This window comes from Curtobacterium sp. 458, from assembly GCF_030406605.1.
Classification (GTDB): domain Bacteria; phylum Actinomycetota; class Actinomycetes; order Actinomycetales; family Microbacteriaceae; genus Curtobacterium.
This window is the reverse complement of sequence record NZ_CP129104.1, coordinates 26,500-50,386: the sequence shown is the minus strand read 5'-3', so window position 1 is coordinate 50,386 and position 23,887 is coordinate 26,500. Positions and strand designations below refer to the sequence as shown.

Genomic DNA, 23,887 nt, shown 5'->3' with positions numbered 1-23,887 from the left:
GTGGTCACGGTTTCCCTCCGGGCGGAACCGCCGAGGGGACGGGGATCGTTCAGGCGAACAGGTTGTTCGCGCGCTCGAGGTCCTCGGCGAAGTCGATCTCGACCGCGTAGAGGTCCGAGATGTCGACCGGCGACCAGCGTAGCCCGTCCTCGGCGATGGCCGCCTCGATGCCGCCCTCGAAGTACTCCTGGTCGTCCACGCGGCCGAGCTGGCGGATGAGTGCCTGCTTGTCGGCGGCGGAGACGTAGTTGATGCCGACGGCTTCGCCGAGGCCACCGACGACCTGCTTCGAGAGCTTCTCGATGAAGCCCTCGGCGTCGACGGTGTACTTGACCTCTTCGTCGGAGACCTTGTCGGTGTTGACGCTGACGAACGAGCGGTCCTCGTCGATCATGTCCGCGGCACGGACGAGCGCGCGCGGGTCGAAGACGACGTCGCCGTTCATCCAGAGCACACCGCTCTTGCCGGTGGCCTTGAGCGCACGGAGGAGGCTCTTCGAGGTGTTCGTGGAGTCGTAGGACTCGTTGTAGACGAAGTTCGCCTGGGGGAAGGCCTCGACGATGTACTCCGACTTGTAGCCGACGACGATCGTCACGCGGGCGCTCGAGCCGAACGCGGCGCGGATGTTGTCGAACTGCTGCTGCATGATGGTGCGGCCGTCGGAGAGCTCCGTCAGCGGCTTCGGCAGGCTGCGCCCGAGGCGGCTGCCCATCCCCGCGGCGAGGATGACGATCTGCGTGGTCATGCTGGTCCCTTCTGGTGTCCGCCCGCGCGCCGATGGGCACGGGCGGGCCTGGTCGAGTCTGCTCCCGCAGGGTCCGGATCCGCCGTGAACCCTGCGCTTCTCGGATCAGACTCCCAGCGCGGGCTGCATCACGTTGGGCGGCCCGAGCGGGTTTCCAAGTGGTGAACACTTCGGCGTGTCCCGGTGAATGATACGGAACGACCGGGCCGGCGGGGTACACCCGGAGCCGCTTCGTTCTCGTTTCGTGACCCTCGCACGGGCGACGTCGGTGACGGTCCGGTCACGGTCTCCACCGGTCGTCGCACCGTTGGTACGGTGGGGCGATGGCCGCAGGAGCAGACGACGAGGACGTGTACGCGACGTCCGACGCTGCCTGGCTGACCGAGGCCGAGAGCGACATGGGGGACGGGGATGCGCGTGACGCGCCCGCTGGTGACGAGATGACCGACGACACGACCACGATCGAGGCCGACGGCGTCGAGACCCCGACGGTCGAGGACACGACCGGCACTGCAGCGGAGGACGCGACCGGCACGGCAGCGGACGACGCTCCCGACACGCGCGACGAGGCCGGCGACACGCGCGACGCCGCGCTCCCTGCGTCGGCGAAGACGACGTCGAAGCGGCCGTCGGGGTCTCGCGGCGCCAAGGGGCGGGTCAAACGTCCGGCCGGCGCCCCGGACGGCCCGCCGCAGCGCGACGGAGCGACGGCCCGCGCAACGTCGTCCCGGACGACGTCGAGCAGCACACCGCCGAGCGATGCCGCCCCGAGCAGCGACACCGCCGCAGGCAGCAGCGACGCCGGCCGGGGCAGCGACACCGCCGCGGGCAGCACGCCGTCGAAGAAGCGCGCGCCCCGGGCCACCGCCAAGCGCCCCGCGGCCGCCGCACCGAAGCAGCCCGTGGTCCTCCGCGCCGAGGGCCTCGTGAAGCGCTACGGCCAGACCCTCGCCGTGGACGAGGTCGACCTCGAGATCCGCCAGGGTTCGATCTTCGGCGTCGTCGGCCCGAACGGCGCCGGCAAGACCACGACGCTCTCCATGGTCACCGGCCTGCTCCGTCCGGACGCCGGCACCGTGACCGTGCTCGACCACGACGTCTGGGCCGACCCGACCGCCGCCAAGCGCAGCCTCGGCGTCCTGCCCGACCGGCTCCGGCTGTTCGACCGCCTCACCGGTGCACAGCTCCTCTACTACTCGGCGACGCTCCGGGGCCTCGACGGCGCCACGGCACGGGACCGCAGCGCCGACCTCGCCGAGGCGTTCGGTCTCGGTGAGGCCCTCGGTCGCCAGGTCGCGGACTACTCCGTCGGCATGGCGAAGAAGATCGCGCTCGCCGCGACGCTCATCCACTCGCCGCGGGTGCTCGTGCTCGACGAGCCGTTCGAGTCCGTCGACCCGGTGAGCGCCGCGACCATCACGGAGATCCTGCGTCGCTACACGGCGGGTGGCGGCACGGTCGTGCTCTCCAGCCACTCGATGGAACTCGTCCAGCGCACGTGCGACTCGGTCGCGATCATCGTCGGCGGCAAGGTCCTCGCCTCCGGCACGATGGCCCAGGTCCGCGGGCGCAAGAGCCTCGAGGACAAGTTCGTCGAACTCGCGGGCGGCCGCGTCGTGGCAGAGAGCATGGAATGGTTGCACAGCTTCTCCGCCTGAGGGCCGACCTGCTCGCGGGCGGCGTCCGGGGGAGCGCACGTCGCTCGGTCCTGGTCGTCCTCGGGAGCCTCGTCGGGCTCGTCGTCGCGGTGGCGATCGCCGTCGTGGCCGCCGGTCTGCGCACGGTCGACCCGGAGTCGGCACGCGCGGTCGTGGTCCCGGTCGGCACCCTCGTCACGTTCGGCTTCACGGTCGTCCCGCTCGTCGCGGGGCACGGCGACCAGTTCGACCCGCGCCGCTTCGCCGTGTTCGGTATCGGCCGGAAGGACCTCGCGGTCGGGTTGTTCGTCGCCGGCCTCGTCGGCGTGCCGGTGGTCGCGGTGGCGATCGTCGCCGTGGGCCAGTCCGTCACGTGGATGCGCGGCGGCGGCACGGCGGTGCTCGGGGTGGTCGGTGGTCTCCTCGCGATCGCGACGTGCGCCCTGCTCGTCCGGGTCGCGTCCACGGCGGGGTCCCGCCTGATCGGGCAGCACCGCACCCGTGACGCCGGCTGGCTCGTCGCGCTCGTCATCGCGGTCCTGGCCGTGCCCACCGTCTCGCTCCTGGTCGACAGCGGCTGGATCGACCCGGCGGGCGCCGAGACGCAGCGGGTCGCGAACGTCGCCGGCTGGACCCCGTGGGGTGCAGCGTGGGCCGTCCCCGCGGACGTCGCGGTCGGCGCGGTCGGCGTGGGCCTCCTCAAGATGCTCGTCGCCGTCGTCACGGTCGCCCTCCTCGCCTGGGCCTGGTGGGCACAGGTCGGCCACGCCCTCGAGACCGTCGAGTCCCGGACGCGCAGCCGTCGGTACCGCGGGCTGGGCTGGTTCGACCGGCTCGGCTCGACGCCGGTCGCCGCCGTCGCCGCACGAGCCCTGACCTACTGGGGACGCGACCCCCGCTACCGCACCTCGTACCTGGTGCTCGTCTTCGTGCCGATCGTCGTCATCCCGCTCGGGGTCGCCGGGGTGCCGTGGCACTGGACGGCGCTCGTGCCGCTGCCGCTCATGGCGCTCATCGCCGGGTTCCTGCCGCACAACGACGTCTCGTACGACAACACCGCCGTCTGGCTGCACGTCGCGTCCGGCGCACCCGGCTGGAGCGACCGGCTCGGTCGGGTCGTCCCCGTGCTCGTGGTCGGGATCCCGGCGCTCGTCGCGGGTGCAGCGGTGTCCGCGCGGCTCTTCGGTGACTGGGTGGCGTTCCCGGTGCTCATCGGTATCGGCGCATCGGCGCTCCTGGCTGGCCTCGGTCTGTCGAGCATCGTCTCCGTCCTGCTGCCCTACCCGACGGTGCGTCCGGGTGACCACCCGTTCCAGCAGCCGCAGGCCGCCGGCGTGACCGCGACGGTCGCGCAGTCGGTGATGGTCATCGGGACCGTGGTCTTCTCGATCCCGGCCGTGTGGCTCGCGGTGCTCGCCTTCCGCGACGGCGCGGGCCCGTGGGCGACCGCGACGCTGGTCGTCGGTGCGGTCGTCGGCGTGCTCGTGCTCGTCGCCGGGGTCGCGATCGGCGGCCGGGCGTTCGACCGGCACGGACCGGACCTCCTGGCGGCGGCCCAGCGCAACTGACCGGTCGCGCACCGCGCGCCGACCTGTGCGCCCCCACCACGCCGACCGTGCAGCGGGACCCAGCGGGTCGCCCCCGGCGCGTGGCGACCGACCGACGGCCGGGAGGCGCGTGGCGGGTCCGCCCCGCGCCTCCCGGCCGTCATCGGTCGAGTCCCGCACCCGGTGGCGGCCGCGCGCGACGCGACCGCATCGCACCGTCGCGCGCCGCGTCGTACCCTGGACCCATGAGCATGACGGAACCCGGTGGCGGCCTCGACGTGATGGACCGCGAGCTCGAGAAGCTCCTCGAGGACGAGGGGATCGAGCCCGGCGATCACGAGCGGTTCTCGCACTACGTGAAGAAGGACAAGATCCTCGAGTCGGCGCTCAGCGGCAAGCCCGTCAAGGCGCTGTGCGGCAAGAAGTGGATCCCCGGGCGCGACCCGGAGAAGTTCCCGGTCTGCCCCGACTGCAAGAAGATCTACGAGCGGATGAAGGCGGAGTAGCCCTCCGCGACCCACGACCGCCGGTCAGATGACGAGCGTGTGGATGGCCGGGTCGCCCCGACCGATGCGTGACGCGTCGGCGGGCAGCTCGGCCTTCGCCATCCTGTGGTGCTTCCGGGCCGCCTCGACGCCCTGGCTCCCGAGGAACGCCGGGTCGACCTCGCCGTCCGTCACGACCGGCACGAGCAGCGGTCGCTCGTCCGGCCCCACCGTTCCCTTGGTGAGCACGACCTCGGCGGTCGCGATGCCGTTGCGGAGTCGTCGCCCCGCCTCCTTGCGCCCACCCGTCGATGCCTTGTCAGCGGACTTCTTCGCCACCGGTACCCAGGCCTCGTCCGCGGCGTCGCGGTGGGCCACGAGCTTGAACACCATGCCGGCGGCCGGGTGACCGGAGCCGGACACGACGGACGTGCCGACGCCGTAGGAGTCCACCGGCGCCGCCCGGAGCGCCGCGATCGTGTACTCGTCGAGGTCGTTGGTCACGGTGATCTTCGTGCCGGTCGCGCCGAGCCGGTCGAGCTGCGCGCGGACCGCGGCCACGACTGACGGCAGGTCACCGGAGTCGATGCGCACGGCACCGAGCTTCCCGTCGGTGAGCCGGACGGCGGTCTCGACCGCGGCCTCGATGTCGTACGTGTCGACGAGCAGGGTCGTGCCGTTGCCGAGGGCGTCCAGCTGCGACCGGAACGCCGCTTCCTCGGAGTCGTGCAGCAGCGTGAACGCGTGCGCGGCGGTGCCCATCGTCGGGATGCCCCACGTGCGCCCGGCCTCGAGGTTGCTCGTCGCACCGAACCCGGCGATGTACGCGGCCCGGGCGGCGGCGACCGCGTTCCACTCGCCCGTGCGGCGGGACCCCATCTCGGCGAGCGGCCGGTGGTCCGCGGCGGACACCATGCGCGCGGCCGCGCTCGCGATCGCACTGTCGGCGTTGAAGATGCTCAGCGCGAGGGTCTCGAGGACGACGGCCTCGGCGAACGTGCCCTCGATCTGGAGGACCGGGGAGTTCGGGAAGAAGACCTCGCCCTCGCGGTAGGCCCGGACGTTCCCGGTGAACCGGTAGTCGGCGAGCCACCGCGCGGTGCCCTCGTCGATGACGCCGCGGTCGCGCAGGAAGCCGATCTCCTCGTCGCCGAAGCGGAAGTCGCCCAGCGCGGTGAGGAACCGTCCGAGGCCGGCCGCGACGCCGTACCGGCGGCCGTCCGGCAGGCGGCGGGTGAACACCTCGAAGACGCACCGACGGTCGGCGGTGCCGTCCTTCAGTGCGGCGTCCACCATGGTGAGTTCGTACTGGTCCGTGAGGAGCGCGCTGGTCACCTCCCCGACACTACGGCAGGGGTCGGCCGGGAGGCACGGGTTGCGTCGGGCGGTCGGCTCGCGTCGGTACGCTGGTCACCGTGACGGATGCACCGATCGGAGTCTTCGACAGCGGGGTCGGCGGGCTGACGGTGGCGCGGGCGATCATCGACCAGCTGCCGCGCGAGAGCATCCGGTACGTCGGGGACACCCTGCACTCGCCGTACGGGCCGAAGCGCATCGCCGACGTCCGCCGCTACGCCCTCGAGGTCATGGACGACCTCGTCGAGCAGGGCGTGAAGGCGCTCGTGATCGCGTGCAACACCGCCTCGTCCGCCGTGCTCCGTGACGCCCGGGAGCGCTACGAACAGGCGTACGGCATCCCCGTGGTCGAGGTCATCCAGCCCGCGGCCCGAGCCGCCGTGAAGCAGACCCGCACCGGCCGCGTCGGGGTGATCGGGACGGTGGGGACCATCGCCTCGCGCGCGTACGAGGACGCCTTCGCGGTCGCGGCCGACGTCTCCCTGTCGCTCGCCGCCTGCCCCCGTTTCGTCGAGTTCGTCGAGGCCGGGGACACCTCGTCGCCGGCGCTCCGCACGGTCGCCGAGCAGTACCTCGCCCCGGTCCGGGCCGCCGACGTCGACACGCTCGTGCTCGGCTGCACCCACTACCCGCTGATGTCCGCGGCGATCCAGTACGTCATGGGCCCCGACGTCACCCTCGTGTCGAGCGCCGAGGAGACCGCGAACGACGTCTACCGCCGACTCGTCGAGCACGGCCTCGAACGCACCGCACCCGAGCCGCCGACCTACGCGTTCGAGGCCACCGGCGACGACAAGAACGGCTTCATCCGGCTCGCCCGACGCTTCCTCGGACCCGAGGTCTCGAGCGTCGGCCACCTCCAGACCGGGGCCATCCTGCTGCCCCACACCGAAAGGACGCCATGAGCACCCGCATCGACGGCCGCGCCGCGACCGACCACCGTCCCGTCACGATCGAGCGGGGGTGGAGCACGCAGGCCGAGGGCAGCGCGCTCATCTCCTTCGGCGACACGAAGGTGCTGTGCACCGCGTCGTTCACCAACGGCGTGCCCCGCTGGCTCGCCGGCAAGGGCACCGGCTGGGTCACCGCCGAGTACTCCATGCTGCCGCGCTCCACGAACGAGCGCATGCAGCGGGAGTCGATCAAGGGCAAGGTCGGCGGCCGCACCCACGAGATCTCCCGACTCATCGGTCGCTCGCTGCGCGCGGTGGTCGACACGAAGGGCCTCGGCGAGAACACCCTCGTGATCGACTGCGACGTGCTGCAGGCCGACGGCGGTACCCGCACGGCGTCGATCACGGGCGCGTACGTGGCCATGGTGGACGCGATCGAGTGGGGCCGCGAGCGCGGCTTCGTCGGGAAGAAGGCGACCCCGCTGCTCGACAGCGTGCAGGCGATCTCGGTCGGGATCGTCAAGGGGGAGCCGATGCTCGACCTCGCGTACACCGAGGACTCCGCGGCCGACACCGACATGAACATCGTCACGACCGGCTCGGGCAAGTTCATCGAGGTCCAGGGCACCGCCGAGCACGCGCCGTTCGACCGCGACGAGCTGGACACGCTGCTCGACCTCGGTCTCGCGGGGAACGCGTCGCTCGCCGCGATCCAGCGCGAGGTGCTGGGGCAGGCCTCGTGACCGACCGTCGGGTCGTCCTCGCCAGCCACAACGCCGGCAAGCTCGTCGAACTCCGGGACATCCTCGGCGACGCGCTCGGCGCCGGTGTCGAGCTCGTCGGGTACGACGGCCCGGAACCCGTCGAGGACGGTGACTCCTACGCCGCGAACGCCCTGATCAAGGCCCGGGCGGCGGTCGCGCACACGGGGCTCCCGGCGCTCGCCGACGACTCCGGCATCGCCGTGGACGCGCTCGACGGTGCGCCCGGCATCCACTCGGCCCGGTACGCGGGGACCCGGGTGGACGCGGACAACATCGCGCTGCTGCTCCGGAACCTCGAGGGGGTCGTCGAGCGGACGGCCGCGTTCGTCTGCGCCGCGGCGTTCGTGACGCCGGACGGCACCGAGCACGTGTTCGAGGCGGTCTGGAACGGCGAGGTCACGACCGAGCCGATCGGCGACGGCGGACACGGGTACGACCCGGTGTTCCGGCCGGACGACGCGGACCGGACCTCGGCCGAGCTCACGCGCGACGAGAAGAACGCGCTGAGCCACCGCTCGAAGGCGTTCCGCGGCATCGCGCCGATCGTGCGCGAGTACTTCGGCGCGGAGTAGTCGCCCGGCGCGGATCGTCCCCGCACGACGGAAGTCGCCCCGAAATACGCGATCACGTGCTTCGGGGCGACTTCGGTTGTGCGAACGTGCCGCAGCCGAGCGCGCCGCAGCCGGACGCGCCGCAGCCGCGCGTTACTGCGGCTCGACCTCGGCGTGCTGCTCCGCCTGCTTCGCCTTGCGGGCGTTGCGGAAGTAGGTCAGCGCCATCGGGACGACGGTCACGACGACGGCTGCGAGCAGGATCACGTCGATGTAGGACCGGACGATGTGCGCCACGAACGGGATGTGGCCGATGAAGTAGCCGAGGAACGTCACGCCGACACCCCAGATGACCGCGCCGATCGCGTTGTACAGCGAGTACTTCTTGTAGTTCATCCGGCCGACACCGGCGGCGATCGGCAGGAACGTGCGCACGACGGGCACGAAGCGGGCGAGGATCACGGCGAGCGGCCCGAAGCGGTGGAAGAACGCGTTCGTGCGGTCGACGTTCGCCTTGGAGAACAGGCCGCTCTCCTTGCGTTCGAAGATCGGCGGCCCGGCCTTCTTCCCGATGTAGTAGCCGAGTTCACCGCCGATGAAGGCGGCCGCGGCGATCATCAGGGCCGCGACCCAGATCGGGATGCCGCCGATCGCGCCGCCCCGGTCGAAGGCGAACAGGCCGGTGATGACGAGGAGGCTGTCGCCCGGGAAGATGAAGCCGACGAGCAGGCCGGTCTCGGCGAAGATGATCGCGCAGACGACGAGCACGGCGACGGCCCCGAAGTGGTCGAGGATGTACTGCGGATCCAGCCAGGGGATCAGGGCGAGTGCGACGGAGTGCATGGTTCTTCCGGTCGGGCGGGCGGGGGCACGAGGACGACCCCGCAGGGGTCAGGGTACCGTCCCCACGTGTCCGGACCATCCGCCCTCGGTATGAGTCTGCGGACGTGGCCAGGAATCTGCGGACGTGGCCAGGAAGGTGCGGAGAACCGCCGTCGTGCGGAAGGAGGGACTCGAACCCTCACGCCGGGGCACAGGAACCTAAATCCTGCGTGTCTACCAATTCCACCACTCCCGCGAGCAGCGGCAGTCTACCGAGCGGGACCGGCGGGACGGACGCGCACCGTGCCTCCCGGCCGTCCCGACGCGCGCAGCGCCGTCGACGCCGTCACCGCGAGCGGCGGGGGAGGTACCGCGGCACGTACCGCAGGAGCACCCCGGCGCCGACCAGACCGAGGACGCCCATCACGCCGCTCGCCACCGCGATCGACGCGACGGCGGTGACCCCGGAGATGACCAGGGGCGCGGCGGCCGAACCGAAGTCCCCGGTGAAGCGCCAGGCGCCGAGGAACGGCGCTGGGTGGTCCCGCGGAGCGAGGTCCGCGCCGAGCGTCATGAGGATGCCGGAGCCGACGCCGTTCGCGAGCGACATCCCGATCGCGATCGCGACGAACCAGCCGACGCGCGCGTCGAGGTGGCCCGACCAGGCGAGCAGGAAGTAGCTGATGCTGAGTCCGAGCATGCAGGGGAGGGCGCTCGCGAGGCGTCCCCACCGGTCCATGATCTGCCCGCTCGTGTAGAACAGCGCGAAGTCGACGGCTCCGGCGATGCCGATGACGAGCGCGGCGGTGGAGTCGTCCAGGCCGACGCTCACGGCCCACAGGGGCAGGATGACCTGCCGTCCGGCGCGGAGCGCGCCGATGAGGCCGGCACCGCTGCCCAGACGGAGCAGGACCTTCCGGTGGGTGCGGATGGTGCGGAAGAGGCCGTGGGCCTCGTCCTGCACGAACTGCGCGCCGGTGTCGTTGGGCGGCTCCGCGACGGTCGTGGCGGTCGCGGGGACCGCGGTGTCCGGCCGGGAGGCGCGGGTCGGCTTCCGGAAGCCGCGTGCGCCCGTCGCCGGGTCGCGGATGACGAGGAGCACGACGGCCGCCAGCAGGCAGCAGGTGACGTGGATCCAGAACGCGCTCTGCGTCGCACCCGTGAGGTGGATCACGCCCGCCGAGACGAACGGGCCGACGAAGTAGCCGAAGCGGAACACGCCGCCGAGGCTCGACAGCGCGCGGGCCCGGACGTGCACCGGGATCGCGGTCGTCATGTACGCGTGCCGGGCGAGCGCGAACACGGCGGTCGAGACACCGACGAGGAACACCCCGACCGCGAGGACCCACGGGTTCGGCGACCAGACGCAGACGAGCAGCCCGACGACCGACACCGCGGCCGCGCCGATCATCGCGTTCCGCTCGCCGATCCGCCCGACGACGACCCCGGACGGCACGTCGCCGATGAGCTCGCCGACGAGGATGAGCGACGCGACGAAGCCCGCGAACGCCAGACCCGCGCCGAGGTTGTCGGCGGCGATGGGGATGATCGGGATGATCGCGCCCTCACCGATCGCGAACAGGGCTGCGGGGAGGAAGCCGGACAGGACGACCGCCCGGAGGTCGAAGGCGGGGGTCTCGGAGGGCATCGTTCGCACAACGCTACGCCGGTGCTTACCCTGGGTGCATGCGAGTACTGGCAGCGATGAGCGGTGGCGTCGACTCGGCGGTCGCGGCGGCACGGGCCGTCGACGCCGGACACGACGTGGTCGGGGTGCACCTGGCCCTCAGCCGGATGCCGGGCACGCTCCGGACCGGCAGCCGCGGGTGCTGCACGATCGAGGACTCGATGGACGCTCAGCGTGCGGCCTCGGTGCTCGGCATCCCGTACTACGTGTGGGACTTCTCGGCGCGGTTCAAGGAGGACGTCGTCGACGACTTCGTGGCCGAGTACCAGGCCGGCCGGACGCCGAACCCCTGCATGCGGTGCAACGAGCGGATCAAGTTCGCGGCGCTGCTCGAGAAGGCGCTCGCCCTCGGGTTCGACGCGGTCGCGACCGGGCACTACGCCTCGGTCGTCACCGGGCCGGACGGGTCGCGCGAGCTCCACCGGGCCGCGGCGTGGGCGAAGGACCAGTCCTACGTGCTCGGGGTGCTGACCGCCGAACAGCTCCAGCACGCGATGTTCCCGCTCGGTGCCACGCCCTCGAAGGACGAGGTCCGCGCCGAGGCCGCCGCCCGCGGGCTGACCGTGGCGCAGAAGCCCGACTCCTACGACATCTGCTTCATCGCCGACGGCGACACCCGTGGCTGGCTCGCAGACCGCGTCGGCACCGCCCCCGGCGACGTCGTGGAGCGCGACGGCACGGTCGTGGGGGAGCACCAGGGGGCGACGGGCTACACCGTCGGGCAGCGGCGGGGCCTGCACCTCGGCCGTCCCGCGCCCGACGGGAAGCCGCGGTTCGTGCTCGAGATCCGCCCGAAGGAGAACACCGTCGTGGTGGGCCCGAAGGAGGCGCTCGACGTGTCCTCGATGTCCGGCGAGCGCTTCACCTGGGCGGGTACGGCCCCGGCAGACCCGTCGGTGCCGTTCGCGTGCGACGTGCAGATCCGCGCGCACGCCGACCCGGTGCCCGCGACCGCACGCGTGTCCGACGGCCGGCTCGTCATCGACGTCGACGAGCCGCTCTCCGGTGTGGCTCCGGGGCAGACGGCCGTGGTGTACGTCGGCACGCGCGTGCTCGGGCAGTGCACGATCGACGCGACGGTGTCGGCGGTGCCGGTCGGCGCCTGACCGCGCCGCCGCCTCGCCGCTCCCGGGCCGGGTGCTCGCTGCGCGCTCGGTCGGTGGTTGCCGGTAGAACTGAGGGCATGAGCGAGAGCACGCCCGACGACGACACGACGTTCGAGACGACCGCCCCGTCCGACCTCGACGCCGCCCAGTCGGCGCGTGAGGTCGACCGGCTCCGCGCCCGCATCACCGAGCTCCGGCACGAGTACTACGAGGGCAACGCCTCCACCGCGTCGGACGCCGACTACGACGCGCTGCAGCACCGGCTCGCCGCGATCGAGGAGCTCCACCCCGAGCTCCTCACCGAGGACAGCCCGACGCAGACCGTCGGCGGCCAGGCGCAGACGACGCAGTTCGCCCCGGTCGAGCACGCCGAGCGCATGCTCAGCCTCGACAACGTGTTCAGCCCCGAGGAACTCACCGAGTGGGCGACCAAGGTCGAGCGCGACGCCGGTGCCGAACGCGTGCGGTGGCTCACCGAGCTGAAGATCGACGGGCTCGCGATCAACCTGCGGTACGAGGACGGCCGACTGGTCTCGGCCGCCACGCGCGGCGACGGCGTCGTCGGTGAGGACGTCACCGGCAACGTGCGGACCATGGGCACGATCCCGGACCGCCTGTCGGGCACCGGTCACCCGCCCATCGTCGAGGTCCGCGGCGAGATCTTCTTCCCCGTCGCCGAGTTCGACGAGCTCAACGCGAAGCAGCGCGAGGCGGGCGAGAAGGTCTTCGCCAACCCGCGCAACGCGGCCGCTGGGTCCCTCCGGCAGAAGGAGGAGGGCAAGTCCGAGGCGAAGCGTGCCCTCATGGTGGACCGTCTGCGCCGGCTCCGGATGCTCGTGCACGGCATCGGCGCGTGGCCCGTGCGCGAGCTCGAGCGCGCGACCGAGGCGCACTCGCAGTCCGAGGTCTACGAGCTGCTGCAGACCTGGGGGCTGCCGACGAGTTCGCACTACCGGGTGTTCGACACGGTGGACGAGGTCCTCGCCTTCGTGCGCGAGTACGGCGACCGTCGCGCATCGGTCGAGCACCAGATCGACGGCATCGTGATCAAGGTCGACGACCTCGCCCTGCACGAGGAACTCGGATCGACCTCGCGCGCGCCGCGGTGGGCGATCGCGTACAAGTACCCGCCGGAAGAGGTCCACACCAAGCTGCTCGACATCGTGGTGAGCGTCGGGCGCACCGGCCGTGCGACCCCGTTCGCCTCGATGGAGCCGGCCGAGGTCGCCGGGTCCGTCGTGCGGCAGGCGACGCTGCACAACCAGGACGTCGTCAAGGCGAAGGGCGTCCTCATCGGCGACACGGTGGTGCTCCGCAAGGCCGGCGACGTCATCCCGGAGGTGCTCGGCCCGGTCGTCGAGCTCCGCGACGGCACCGAGCGCGAGTTCGTCATGCCCGCGGCGTGCCCGGAGTGCGGGACGCCCCTCGCCCCGGCGAAGGAGGGCGACAAGGACCTGCGGTGCCCGAACGCGAAGAGCTGCCCCGCGCAGGTCCGGGGCCGGGTGGAGCACATCGCCTCGCGCGGCTCGCTCGACATCGAGGGCCTCGGCGAGGTCGCCGCGGCCGCACTGACCCAGCCGTCGCACCCGGAGACCCCGCCGCTCGTGACCGAGGCCGGGCTGTTCGACCTGACGATGGAGGACATCGTCCCGATCGAGGTGATCGTCCGCGACGCCGAGACCGGCATGCAGAAGACCGACGACGCCGGTTCGCCGAAGCGCGTGACGCCGTTCAGCCGCGCGCGCAAGAAGACCGACCCGCCGTTCGACCCCGGAGCCCGCGGCGCGGACTACACGGGCGAGCCGAGCCGCTACCCGTCCAAGAACGCGTTCGAGATGCTCGCGAACATCGACGCCGCGAAGACGAAGGACCTCTGGCGCCAGCTCGTGGCGCTGAACATCCGGCACGTCGGACCGGTCGCGGCGCGTGCACTCGCCACGCACTTCGGCTCCCTCGAAGCGATCCGTGCGGCGACCCGCGACGACCTCGCGGCGGTGGACGGGGTCGGTGGGATCATCGCCGACGCCCTGCTCGCCTGGTTCGACGTCGACTGGCACCGCGACATCGTCGACCGGTGGACCGCGGCAGGGGTGCGGTTCGCGATCCCGGGCCACCCCGGGCCGGGTGCGGCCGCTGCCGAGGGCGGGGTCCTGACCGGGGTCACGGTCGTCGCCACGGGCACGCTCGAGGGGTACACGCGCGAAGGTGCGCAGGAGGCGATCCTCGCCGCGGGCGGCAAGGCGGCGTCGAGCGTCAGCAAGAAGACCGACTTCGTCGCGGCCGGTCCGGGGGCCGGGTCGAAGCTGACGAAGGCGGAGCAGCTCGGGGTGCGGATCATCGATGCCGAGCAGTTCCGGGTGCTCGTGACCGAGGGCCCGGACGCGCTCGGGGACGCACTGGAGACGCCCGCAGAAGACTGAGCAGCACTCAGGAGCACGCCGTACTCGTGTCCGCTCAGAGCGGCACACCCCTCGGTGCACCCAGTTGGGGGGCCAAGTTGCAACAGGCATGTTCCCAGAGGGGCCGGTTTCCGTAGACTCGACGGAGCATCACCCGTCGTCTGCAGGGGGACGACGGGACGGCCTTCCCGGGGGAGACCCGATTGCTGCTCATCGCCGCGGCTCTGCTCACCGCCTCGATGCACTCGTTCGGAGTGGTCGAGGCCCCCGCCGTGCCCGCTCCCACCCCGGTGGCCGTCGTGCACACCGCGCAGCGCGTCCTCGAGGACGCCTCAGTACCCCAGAGTGCGTCGATCGGGGTACAGATCGACGCCGACGCCGTCGCGCACGCCCCGGGCAACGAGTTCCTCGACGACCTGGTGTCGATGCCGACCGCCGACCTCCGGCGCGTGGCCGTCGACCCGGCCGTCGTGGCCACCGTGCAGGACGACCCGCCGACGGCGCGGCAGGTCGCGTCGTGGTGGGCGGGTCTCGGCGACGACGAGCACCAGGTCCTGGAGACCCTCGCGCCGGGGGTCGTCGGCAACCTCGAGGGCGTTCCGTACGCCGTCCGGGACCGCGCGAACCGCATCACGCTCACCGCGGCCCTCGAGGACCCCGCCACCCCGTCCGCCGAGACCGCGATGCTCGGCCAGGTCCGCCGCTCACTCGAGTCCGCTCCCGGAGACCCCCGGCGGACGCTCGTCACGCTCGACACCCGCGGTGCCGGACGGGCAGCGATCGCGATCGGCGACCTCACGACCGCGGCCGACGTGACCGTCGTCGTCCCCGGCATGTTCTTCACCGTCACCGGCCAGATGCGGGACTTCACCGACACCGCGAACGACCTCGCCACGGAGCAGGCGACGCTCGCGCCCCTGGCCGCTGCGGGGCACGGACACGGCGTGGCCGTCGTGGCGTGGATGGGGTACCGCACGCCGGACCTGTCGAACATCCTGTCGCTCTCGCTCGCGCAGACCGGGGCCGAACGGCTCGAGCGTGCGGTGACCGGGCTGCGGGAGGTCCGCGGCACCGAACAGCCGCGCCTGAACATCGTCGCGCACTCGTACGGCTCGACGACGGCGCTCATCGCCCTGGCCTCGGGGCGGATGCACGCGGACAGCCTCACCGTGCTCGGGTCGCCCGGCAGCTCCGTCCGGACGGCATCGCAGCTCGCGGTGACCCGGGGCGAGGTGTTCGTCGGGGGTGCACACAGCGACCCGATCGCCGGGTCCGGGTACTTCGGCACCGACCCCGGCTCGGCGTCCTTCGGCTCGACCCTGCTCGACCTCGCCGGGAGCGCGGACACCAGTGCGGCGGGTGACGTGTTCCGTCGTCCGTCGGGACACAACGACTACCTCAAGCCCGGCACCGCATCGCTGCACGACGTGGCCCTCATCGCCGTCGGCCGGGGCGACCTGGTGCGCGAGCAGCTCCGACGGGGCGAAGGCACCGGCGGTGGTGGTGTGCCGGGCACGCCGGACATGTACCTCGTCCGGCCCCAGGACGTCCAGCAGCGCGACTGACGCGACCGTGCCGGGGTGCACCGTGACCCGATCGTGACCGCCGGCCGGTCCGTCGGGGGTTCGCCGTGCCTCCAGGCCGGATCCGCAGCCCCGCGCGGGAGCCGAGCGGGTACGTCGTCAGCCTGAGCGGCAACCTGAGCGACGGTGCAGTCTGCGGTGGTTCCGCGGCAGAACCAACCCAGGGCGCCCACCTAGCGTGCTCGCCATGCGTGTGATCCGGTGGCCGGCGGCCCTCCTGACCTTCCTCGGCATGTCCGTCCTCGCGGGGATGCTCGTGACCGTCGCCGTCACGCCCGCCGTGGCGGTCGTCGGCGAGGGGGCGTCCGGGGCGGCCTCGTTCTTCGAGGACCTGCCCGACTACCTCGACATCCAGACGCCGCAGCAGGTGTCCGCCGTCTACGCGACGAAGGGCGGCAAGCAGGTCAAGATCGCGTCGTTCTACGCCGAGAACCGGACGAACGTGACGAGCGCGCAGATGGCGGACTCCCTCAAGGAGGCCGCCATCGACACCGAGGACCCCCGCTTCTACGACGAGGGCGGCATCGACGTCATCGGCACCCTCCGGGGCGCGGCGGCGACCGCGGTCGGCGGCGACGTCCAGGGCGGGTCGAGCATCACGCAGCAGTACGTCAAGAACGTCCTCGTGCAGCAGTGCGAGTCGCTGACCGGCAAGGACGCGGCCGCCACGAAGGCGAAGGTCGACGCCTGCTACGCGGACGCGGCCGGCGTCACCCCGCAGCGCAAGCTGCAGGAGATGCGGTACGCGATCGCCGTGAACAAGAAGTACTCGAAGGACCAGATCCTCACCGGGTACCTCAACATCGTCGGGCTCGGCGGCCGGGTCTACGGTGCCGAGGCCGGCGCCGAGTACTACTTCGGCGTGCACGCGAAGGACCTCTCCCTCGTGCAGTCCGCGACCCTCGTGGCGATCCTCAACAACCCGTCGAACCTGCGCATCGACCAGCCGAGCGACAAGGCGAACGGCAAGGCGAACGGCTACGCCCTCACGAAGGAGCGTCGCGACTACGTCCTCCGGCGGATGGAGGCGCACCACTCGATCACGAAGGCGCAGATGACCGCGGCCATCGCGACGCCGGTCCAGCCGAAGATCACCGCGACGGCGAACGGCTGCTCGACCGCGGCATCCGGCTTCGACGCGGGCTACTTCTGCGACTACGTGCGCGACGAGGTGCTGCAGGACCCGGCGTTCGGCAAGACCGCGGCCGAGCGCATCGCGACGCTCGACACGAAGGGTCTGCAGATCCACACCTCGCTCGACCTCGACCTGCAGGCGCAGGGGCAGTCGGCTCTGTCCGCCTACGTCCCCGCGACGATGGCCGGTGTCGACGTCGGCGGCTCGAACGTCACGGTGGAACCGGGGACCGGCCGCATCCTGTCGATGGTGCAGAACACCGCCTACACGCAGGGCGACAGCAGTGCGCCGGGCACGACCGCGGTGAACTACAGCGCGGACACGGCGTACGGCAACTCGGGCGGGTTCCAGACCGGTTCGACGTTCAAGGTGTTCACGCTCGCGGAGTGGCTCGCCACCGGACACACGCTCAGCGACTCGGTCAGCACGACCGAGCACTCGTACCCGACGTCCGAGTTCACGAACTCCTGTGCGAACATCGCCGGACCGAACTGGAACGTCGCGAACGCCGAGGCGGTCCCGGCCTCGATGAGCGTCCAGGACGCCACCAGCGAGTCGATCAACACCGCGTTCGCCGCGATGGGCAAGCAGCTCGACCTGTGCAACATCGCGAACCTGGCGCAGAAGATGGGCATCCACCTCGCGAACGGCGGCAAGATCAGCTCGGTCCCGTCGATGATCCTCGGCACGAACAACCTGTCTCCCATCGACCTCGCCGAGGCGTACGCGGGCTTCGCGAACGACGGCATCGTCTGCACCCCGACCGCGATCGACTCCGTCACCGAGGCCGACGGCACGAAGATCACGCCCACGAAGTCGTCGTGCACCCAGGGCGTGGACCCGGCCGTCGCCGGCACGGTCGACTACGCGCTCCAGGGCGTGCTGAAGGGCAACGGCACGGCCGTCAAAGCGAACCCGAACGACGGGGTCCCGAAGTTCGCGAAGACGGGCACGACCGACAGCGACGTGCAGAACTGGCTCGTCGCGTCGACGACGAAGTACACGAACGCGACCTGGATCGGCAACGTGCAGGGCAACGTCGGGCTCGCGAACACGCCGTTCCTGCAGAACACGACCGGGTACAGCGCGAAGTTCGGGGTCGGCAAGCAGATGATGACCTACCTCGACGGGCACTACGGCGGCGATGCGCTGCCGACGCCGGACCCGGCGATGATCGGACACGCGTCGTCGTCCTCGTCCGCGTCGTCCTCGTCGTCGGGCTCGGCGGGCTCGGCGGGCTCGCAGTCCGGCGACGGGTCGGGTTCGCCCGCGACGCCGGGGGACCAGCCGTCCTCCGGGACGCAGCAGCCCGGTCAGCAGCAGACGGGCGCGCCGGCTGCACCCGCGGGTGCCGGTGGCACCGGCTCCGCCGGCGGAGCCGGGGCGGGCGGTGCCGGCGGGAAGAGCGGCGGGGCGGGCAAGGGCGGTACGACCGGCGGGTGACGGCCGGGAGGCACGGCTCGGCCCCGTCTCCCCGTCGCCGACGTGCGGACGGCCGGGTCGCGACGCCGCGCCCGGCTGGGGCACGCCGGCGCGGCTCGCCACCGCACGGGCGAGTGCGGCTCGTTCCTGCACCGGCGGTGGTGCGACGCGCTCCGTCCACGGCGTCTCGTCCGGCGGGCAGGCCCGCCGGACGTCGGCAATAGACTGGTGCGCATCCCACGAACGCAATCGACGGAGCACCATGCCTGACATCACGAGCGAGCAGGTCGCCCACCTGGCGAGCCTCGCGCGTATCGCACTCACGCCCGACGAGATCGAGAAGATGACCGGGGAGCTCGCGCACATCGTCGAGAGCGTCGCCAAGGTCACCGAGGTAGCGACGCCCGACGTCCCGGCGACGAGCCACCCGGTCCCGCTCGAGAACGTCACCCGCCCGGACGAGGTCGGGACGACCCTCACGCAGGAGCAGGCGCTCTCCGGTGCGCCCGACTCCGACGGTGAGCGTTTCCGGGTCACCGCCATCCTCGGCGAAGAGCAGTAAGGGGCCACGACCGTGACCGACATCACCAAGCTGAGCGCCGCTGCGCTCGCCGATGCCCTCGTCGCCCGCGACGTCTCAAGCGTCGAGGCCACGCAGGCCCACCTCGACCGCATCGCTGCCGTCGACGGGGACGTGCACGCGTTCCTCCACGTCAACGAGAACGCCCTCGCCGTCGCGAAGTCGGTGGACTCCCGCCGCGCGGCCGGTGACGAGCTCGGGGCGCTCGCCGGCGTGCCCGTGGCCGTGAAGGACGTCCTGTGCACGCAGGACATGCCGACGACCTCCGGCTCGAAGATCCTCGAGGGTTGGCGGCCCCCGTACGACGCCACTCCGGTCGCCAAACTGCGTGCCGCCGGCCTGGTGCCGATCGGCAAGACCAACATGGACGAGTTCGCCATGGGGTCGACCACGCAGTTCTCGGCCTACGGCCCGACCCACAACCCGTGGGACCTCGACCGCGTCCCCGGCGGCTCCGGTGGTGGCTCGGCGGCTGCGGTCGCCGCGTACGAGGCGCCCTTCGCGCTCGGCTCCGACACCGGTGGCTCGATCCGGCAGCCCGGCGCGTTCACCGGCACCGTCGGCGTGAAGCCCACCTACGGCGGCGTGAGCCGGTACGGCGCGATCGCCCTCGCGTCGTCGCTCGACCAGATCGGCCCGGTGTCGCGAACGGTGCTCGACGCCGCCCTGCTGCACGACGTCATCGGCGGGCACGACCCGCGCGACTCGACCTCGATCCCGGCTGAGTGGCCCTCGATGGCGGACGCCGCCCGTGCGGGGCTCCAGGCCGACACGCTGCGCGGACTCACGGTCGGTGTCGTCAAGGAGCTCGCGGGTGGCGAGGGCTTCCAGGCCGGTGTGACCCAGCGTTTCCAGGAGACCGTCGCGCTCCTCGAGTCGGCAGGTGCCGAGGTCGTCGAGATCGACGCCCCCTCGTTCGCCTACGCGATCAGCGCGTACTACCTGATCCTGCCGGCCGAGGCGTCGTCGAACCTCGCGAAGTTCGACTCCGTGCGCTTCGGCCTCCGTGTCACGCCCGAGAACGGTGCGACCGTCGAGGACGTCATGGCCGCCACGCGTGAGGTCGGCTTCGGCCCCGAGGTCAAGCGACGCATCATCCTCGGCACCTACGCGCTGAGCGCCGGCTACTACGACGCGTACTACGGCTCCGCGCAGAAGGTGCGCACGCTCGTGCAGCGCGACTTCGCGGCGGCCTTCGACAAGGTCGACCTGCTCCTCAGCCCCTCCGCGCCGACGACGGCCCTGCCGTTCGGCGACCGCATGGACGACCCGCTGGCGATGTACCTCAACGACCTCACCACGATCCCGGCGAACCTCGCGGGTGTGCCCGGCATGAGCATCCCGAACGGCCTCGCGCCCGAGGACGGCCTGCCGACCGGTGTGCAGCTCATGGCGCCGCAGCGTGAGGACGCCCGTCTCTACCGGTACGGCGCCGCGCTCGAGCGACTGCTCGAGCAGCAGTGGGGCGCCCCGCTCATCGACCGAATCCCCGACCTGGACGCCTCCCAGCAGTCGGCAGCGCAGGAAGGCGTGATCTGATGGCGCAGAAGGAAGCCCTGATGGACTTCGACGAGGCACTCGAACGCTACGAGCCGGTGCTCGGGTTCGAGGTGCACGTCGAGCTCGGCACGAAGACCAAGATGTTCTCCGACGCGCCGAACTTCTTCGGCGGCGAGCCGAACACGAACGTGACGCCGGTCGACCTCGGGCTGCCCGGGTCGCTGCCGGTCGTCAACGAGCAGGCCGTCCGCTACTCGATCAGCCTCGGCCTCGCGCTCGGTTGCTCGATCGCCGAGTCGTCGCGGTTCGCGCGGAAGAACTACTTCTACCCGGACAACCCGAAGAACTACCAGATCTCGCAGTACGACGAGCCGATCGCGTACGAGGGCGAGGTCGAGGTCGAACTCGTCGACGGCACCATCTTCCAGGTGCCGATCGAGCGCGCCCACATGGAGGAGGACGCCGGCAAGCTCACGCACGTCGGCGGTGCCACCGGACGCATCCAGGGCGCCGAGTACTCGCTCGTCGACTACAACCGTGCGGGTGTCCCGCTCGTCGAGATCGTCACGAAGCCGATCTTCGGCGCCGAGCACCGTGCACCCGAGCTCGGCGCGGCGTACGTGCAGGTCATCCGTGACCTCGTCCGGGCGCTCGGTGTCTCCGAGGCCCGCATGGAGCGCGGCAACCTCCGCTGCGACGCGAACATCTCGCTCCGCCCGCGCGGACAGGAGAAGCTCGGGACCCGCACCGAGACGAAGAACGTCAACTCGTTCCGCTCGGTCGAACGCGCCATCCGCTACGAGATCCAGCGGCAGGCGGCGATCCTCGCAGCCGGCGGCACGATCACGCAGGAGACCCGGCACTGGCACGAGGACACCGGTCGCACCTCGGCCGGCCGTCCGAAGTCGGACGCGGACGACTACCGCTACTTCCCGGAGCCCGACCTCCTGCCCGTCGTGCCCGACCCCGCGCTCGTCGAGGAACTGCGTGCCGCGCTGCCGGAGGCGCCGGTCGCTCGTCGTCGTCGGCTCAAGGGCGAGTGGGGCTTCGCCGACCTCGAGTTCCAGGACGTCGTGAACGGCGGCCTGCTCGACGAGGTCGAGGGCACGGTCGCGGCCGGTGCAGCGCCCCAGGCCGCGCGCAAGTGGTGGACGGGTGAGATCACCCGCGTCGCGAACGCACAGGACGCCGCCGCCGGCGACCTCGTCTCGCCGCAGCACGTCGCCGAGCTCATCGCGCTCGTCGAGTCCGGCGACCTCACCGACCGCCTCGCGCGTCAGGTCCTCGAAGGCGTCATCGCCGGCGAGGGGTCGCCGGCACAGGTCGTCGAGTCGCGCGGGCTGAAGGTCGTCTCGGACGACTCCGCGCTCACGGCCGCGGTCGACCAGGCACTCGCCGCACAGCCGGACGTCCTCGCGAAGATCCAGGACGGCAAGGTCCAGGCCGCCGGCGCGATCATCGGCGCGGTCATGAAGGCCATGCAGGGCCAGGCCGACGCCGCGCGCGTCCGCGAGCTCGTGCTCGAACGGGCGCAGCAGGGCTGACGCAGCAAGGCTGACGCACCCGCCGCCGAGCCCGGCCGAACCAGGTTCCGGACACAGCACCGTGGTTCTCCACGGTGCTGTGTCCGTTCCACGGCGCCGTTCCCGTTCCGACGCAACCTGGGGACGCGTCAGCGACCCGGTGACAGGATGAGTCGTGTCTGCAACGATCCGCGCCATCGGTACCGCCGTCCCGCAGACGACCCTCGGACAGTCCGCCGTCCGCGACCTCTTCCGCAGTCAGACCGCCACGTCGCGGTTGGCGCAGCGGCTCATCGGTGCGGCGTTCGACGGGTCCGACGTGGACACGCGACACACCGTGCTGCCCGAGCTCGACCCGGCGGCCGACGCCGGTGCCTTCCGCGACGTCCGGGGTGCGCTGGTCTCCCCGTCGACCGGGTCCCGGAACGACGCGTACCGGGTCCTCGCCCCGCCGCTCTTCGTCGCGTCCGCCCGTGACGCGCTCGACCGTGCGGGGACGGCGCCGGAGACGATCACCCACGTCGTGACGGTCTCGTGCACGGGGTTCACCCAGCCCGGGCCCGACCTGGACGTCGTCGAACAGCTCGGCCTCCGCCCCTCGGTCTTCCGGCAGCACATCGGGTTCATGGGTTGCTGTGCGGCGTTCCCGGCGCTCCGCATCGCCGCCGCGTTCGTCGACGCCGACCCGGACGCGGTGGTGCTCGTCGTCTGCGCCGAGCTCTGCACGCTCCACGTCCGGACCTCGGACGACCCGGACCAGATCGTGTCGAACAGCGTCTTCGGCGACGGGGCGGCGGCGGCGGTGGTCGCCGCTGACGGCCCGGGCCTCCGGATCGACGACTTCGCGACGAGCGTCGTGGCCGAGGGTGCGGGCGACATGGCGTGGAACATCGGTGACGAGGGCTTCGAGATGGTGCTCTCCACGGCCGTCCCGAAGCTCATCGGGGAGCACGTCGGTGCGGCGGTCGCCCCGCTGCTCGGCGACGCTCCGGCCGCTGCGGTCCCGATCTGGGCCGTGCACCCCGGTGGTCGGGCGATCCTCGACCGGACGGAGGAGGCGCTCGGGCTGCCCGCCGACGCCCTCGCCGCGAGCCGGACCGTCCTCCGGGAGCACGGGAACATGTCGAGCGCGACCGTCCTGTTCGTGCTCGCCGAGGCACTCGGGAGCGGCCTCGAGGACGGTGACCCGGTCATCGCCCTCGCGTTCGGGCCGGGACTCACCGTGGAGTGCGCGCGCCTCACCGTGGCGGCACCGGCGCGCACCGGACTCGCCGGAGCCGCGTCGGCGACCGTCGCGGCCGACGCCGATGCCGCCCGCGACGCCGACGCCACCGACGCGACCGACACCGACCCGGTCGCCACTGGCGCAGCGGTGACCGCAGGCCGGCCGTGAGCCGGCGCGACGGGGCCGCGCCGCGCCTCCCGGTCGACCTCTCGGTCCGTGACCTCACGTTGCGCGAGCTGATGGACGACCCCGACTGCGACCCGCGCGCGCTGGACCGGACCTTCCGGCGCTTCGCCGTGGTGAACGCCCTCGTGAGCGGGTGGCGGACGGCGTGGCGGACGCACGTCATGCCCGCGCTGCCGCCGACCGGGCGGGGCCGGGTGCTCGACCTCGGGTGCGGCGGCGGCGACCTCGCCCGTGCACTCGTGCGGTGGGCGGCGAGCGACGGTTTCGACGTCGAGGTCGTCGGCGTCGACCCCGACCCGCGTGCGATCGCCGCGGCCAGCCGATCGCGGCTCCGGGGCGCGACGTTCCGGGAAGCGTCGAGCGGGGACCTCGTCGCGGCCGGTGAACGCTTCGACGTGGTGGTCTCGAACCACGTGCTGCACCACCTCGGCGACGACGAACGCTCCGGCTTCCTCGCCGACTCCGTGCGCCTCGCCGCGTCACGGGTGGTGCACTCCGACATCCGGCGCTCGCGCAGCGCCTACCGTTCCTACGCCCTGGCGTCGCCCCTCGTGGCCGCGGGCACCTTCGTGCGGGTCGACGGACTCCGGTCGATCCGACGGAGCTTCACGGTCGACGAGCTCCGACGGGCACTGCCGACCGGCTGGGTCGCCGAGGCCGCGTCCCCGCACCGCGTCCTGGCCGTCCACGACACCTGACCCCGGCGGCTGCCGCGGCCGGTCCGCCCGGTGGTCGTAGCTG

At 72.0% G+C, this 23,887-nt stretch carries 19 protein-coding genes and 1 tRNA gene; 15 read left to right on the top strand and 5 right to left on the bottom strand.

Annotation, left to right across the window (positions count from 1 at the left end; genetic code table 11):
* Positions 1 to 49: 49 nt before the first annotated feature.
* Positions 50 to 745, bottom strand: a complete 696-nt coding sequence (locus tag QPJ90_RS00220; protein ID WP_290132470.1) for a phosphocholine cytidylyltransferase family protein — start codon at positions 743 to 745, stop codon at positions 50 to 52.
* A gap of 323 nt (positions 746 to 1,068) precedes the next feature.
* On the opposite strand from QPJ90_RS00220, the gene QPJ90_RS00215 reads away from it, so the two are divergent.
* The 3 genes from QPJ90_RS00215 (at position 1,069) to QPJ90_RS00205 (ending at position 4,435) form a co-directional block, all read left to right on the top strand.
* A complete protein-coding gene (locus tag QPJ90_RS00215) occupies positions 1,069 to 2,403 on the top strand; it encodes an ABC transporter ATP-binding protein (protein WP_290132469.1) in 1,335 nt (444 codons plus the stop codon).
* Complete coding sequence (locus QPJ90_RS00210; RefSeq protein WP_290132468.1) at positions 2,379 to 3,950, top strand: ABC transporter permease; 1,572 nt, start codon at positions 2,379 to 2,381, stop codon at positions 3,948 to 3,950. Before QPJ90_RS00215 ends, QPJ90_RS00210 begins: the two co-directional genes overlap by 25 nt.
* Before the next feature lie 224 nt (positions 3,951 to 4,174).
* Positions 4,175 to 4,435: a DUF3039 domain-containing protein gene (locus QPJ90_RS00205; protein ID WP_022904204.1), complete on the top strand. Its 261-nt coding sequence runs from the start codon at positions 4,175 to 4,177 to the stop codon at positions 4,433 to 4,435.
* A 24-nt stretch (positions 4,436 to 4,459) separates the two neighbouring features.
* On the opposite strand, the gene QPJ90_RS00200 is transcribed toward QPJ90_RS00205, so the two are convergent.
* Positions 4,460 to 5,749 carry a nicotinate phosphoribosyltransferase gene (locus QPJ90_RS00200; protein ID WP_290132467.1) on the bottom strand — a complete coding sequence of 430 codons (1,290 nt, stop codon included), beginning with the start codon at positions 5,747 to 5,749 and terminating at the stop codon, positions 4,460 to 4,462.
* A gap of 80 nt (positions 5,750 to 5,829) precedes the next feature.
* Between QPJ90_RS00200 and murI the strand changes: the two genes are divergently transcribed.
* From murI to rdgB, 3 genes are read left to right on the top strand one after another with little or no spacing between them, the layout of a single operon-like run.
* Positions 5,830 to 6,675, top strand: coding sequence for a glutamate racemase (murI, locus tag QPJ90_RS00195; protein ID WP_290132466.1), 846 nt, complete (start codon positions 5,830 to 5,832; stop codon positions 6,673 to 6,675).
* On the top strand, positions 6,672 to 7,406 hold the full coding sequence (gene rph, locus QPJ90_RS00190; protein ID WP_290132465.1) for a ribonuclease PH: 735 nt from the start codon (positions 6,672 to 6,674) through the stop codon (positions 7,404 to 7,406). The genes murI and rph overlap by 4 nt, the downstream gene beginning before the upstream one ends.
* Positions 7,403 to 7,999: an RdgB/HAM1 family non-canonical purine NTP pyrophosphatase gene (rdgB, locus tag QPJ90_RS00185; protein ID WP_290132464.1), complete on the top strand. Its 597-nt coding sequence runs from the start codon at positions 7,403 to 7,405 to the stop codon at positions 7,997 to 7,999. The genes rph and rdgB overlap by 4 nt, the downstream gene beginning before the upstream one ends.
* Before the next feature lie 132 nt (positions 8,000 to 8,131).
* On the opposite strand, the gene QPJ90_RS00180 is transcribed toward rdgB, so the two are convergent.
* The 3 genes from QPJ90_RS00180 to QPJ90_RS00170 all read right to left on the bottom strand — a co-directional run bounded on the left by QPJ90_RS00180 (position 8,132) and on the right by QPJ90_RS00170 (position 10,448).
* The gene (locus QPJ90_RS00180) at positions 8,132 to 8,821 is read right to left on the bottom strand and encodes a DedA family protein (RefSeq protein ID WP_290132463.1); all 690 of its coding nucleotides are present in this window, start codon (positions 8,819 to 8,821) and stop codon (positions 8,132 to 8,134) included.
* Between the two features lie 155 nt (positions 8,822 to 8,976).
* A tRNA-Leu gene (locus QPJ90_RS00175) sits at positions 8,977 to 9,056 on the bottom strand.
* A 90-nt stretch (positions 9,057 to 9,146) separates the two neighbouring features.
* Positions 9,147 to 10,448 (bottom strand): MFS transporter, encoded by a 1,302-nt coding sequence (locus QPJ90_RS00170; RefSeq protein ID WP_290132462.1) that lies wholly within the window; start codon positions 10,446 to 10,448, stop codon positions 9,147 to 9,149.
* A gap of 38 nt (positions 10,449 to 10,486) precedes the next feature.
* Between QPJ90_RS00170 and mnmA the strand changes: the two genes are divergently transcribed.
* The 9 genes from mnmA (at position 10,487) to QPJ90_RS00125 (ending at position 23,844) form a co-directional block, all read left to right on the top strand.
* On the top strand, positions 10,487 to 11,593 hold the full coding sequence (gene mnmA / locus QPJ90_RS00165; protein ID WP_290132461.1) for a tRNA 2-thiouridine(34) synthase MnmA: 1,107 nt from the start codon (positions 10,487 to 10,489) through the stop codon (positions 11,591 to 11,593).
* 77 nt (positions 11,594 to 11,670) lie between these two features.
* Positions 11,671 to 14,013, top strand: a complete 2,343-nt coding sequence (ligA, locus tag QPJ90_RS00160) for an NAD-dependent DNA ligase LigA (RefSeq protein ID WP_290132460.1) — start codon at positions 11,671 to 11,673, stop codon at positions 14,011 to 14,013.
* Positions 14,014 to 14,195: 182 nt separating this feature from the next.
* Positions 14,196 to 15,557: an alpha/beta hydrolase gene (locus QPJ90_RS00155; protein WP_290132459.1), complete on the top strand. Its 1,362-nt coding sequence runs from the start codon at positions 14,196 to 14,198 to the stop codon at positions 15,555 to 15,557.
* 205 nt (positions 15,558 to 15,762) lie between these two features.
* Positions 15,763 to 18,153: a transglycosylase domain-containing protein gene (locus QPJ90_RS00150; protein WP_290132458.1), complete on the top strand. Its 2,391-nt coding sequence runs from the start codon at positions 15,763 to 15,765 to the stop codon at positions 18,151 to 18,153.
* Positions 18,154 to 18,394: 241 nt separating this feature from the next.
* Entirely contained in the window at positions 18,395 to 18,694 is a 300-nt protein-coding gene (gatC, locus tag QPJ90_RS00145; protein ID WP_290132457.1) for an Asp-tRNA(Asn)/Glu-tRNA(Gln) amidotransferase subunit GatC, read from the top strand.
* A gap of 12 nt (positions 18,695 to 18,706) precedes the next feature.
* Positions 18,707 to 20,251 (top strand): Asp-tRNA(Asn)/Glu-tRNA(Gln) amidotransferase subunit GatA, encoded by a 1,545-nt coding sequence (gene gatA, locus QPJ90_RS00140; protein WP_290132456.1) that lies wholly within the window; start codon positions 18,707 to 18,709, stop codon positions 20,249 to 20,251.
* Positions 20,251 to 21,756: an Asp-tRNA(Asn)/Glu-tRNA(Gln) amidotransferase subunit GatB gene (gatB, locus tag QPJ90_RS00135; protein ID WP_290132455.1), complete on the top strand. Its 1,506-nt coding sequence runs from the start codon at positions 20,251 to 20,253 to the stop codon at positions 21,754 to 21,756. The genes gatA and gatB overlap by 1 nt, the downstream gene beginning before the upstream one ends.
* A gap of 154 nt (positions 21,757 to 21,910) precedes the next feature.
* Entirely contained in the window at positions 21,911 to 23,128 is a 1,218-nt protein-coding gene (locus tag QPJ90_RS00130) for a type III polyketide synthase (RefSeq protein ID WP_290132454.1), read from the top strand.
* On the top strand, positions 23,125 to 23,844 hold the full coding sequence (locus QPJ90_RS00125; protein ID WP_290132453.1) for a methyltransferase domain-containing protein: 720 nt from the start codon (positions 23,125 to 23,127) through the stop codon (positions 23,842 to 23,844). The genes QPJ90_RS00130 and QPJ90_RS00125 overlap by 4 nt, the downstream gene beginning before the upstream one ends.
* Positions 23,845 to 23,887 lie beyond the last annotated feature (43 nt).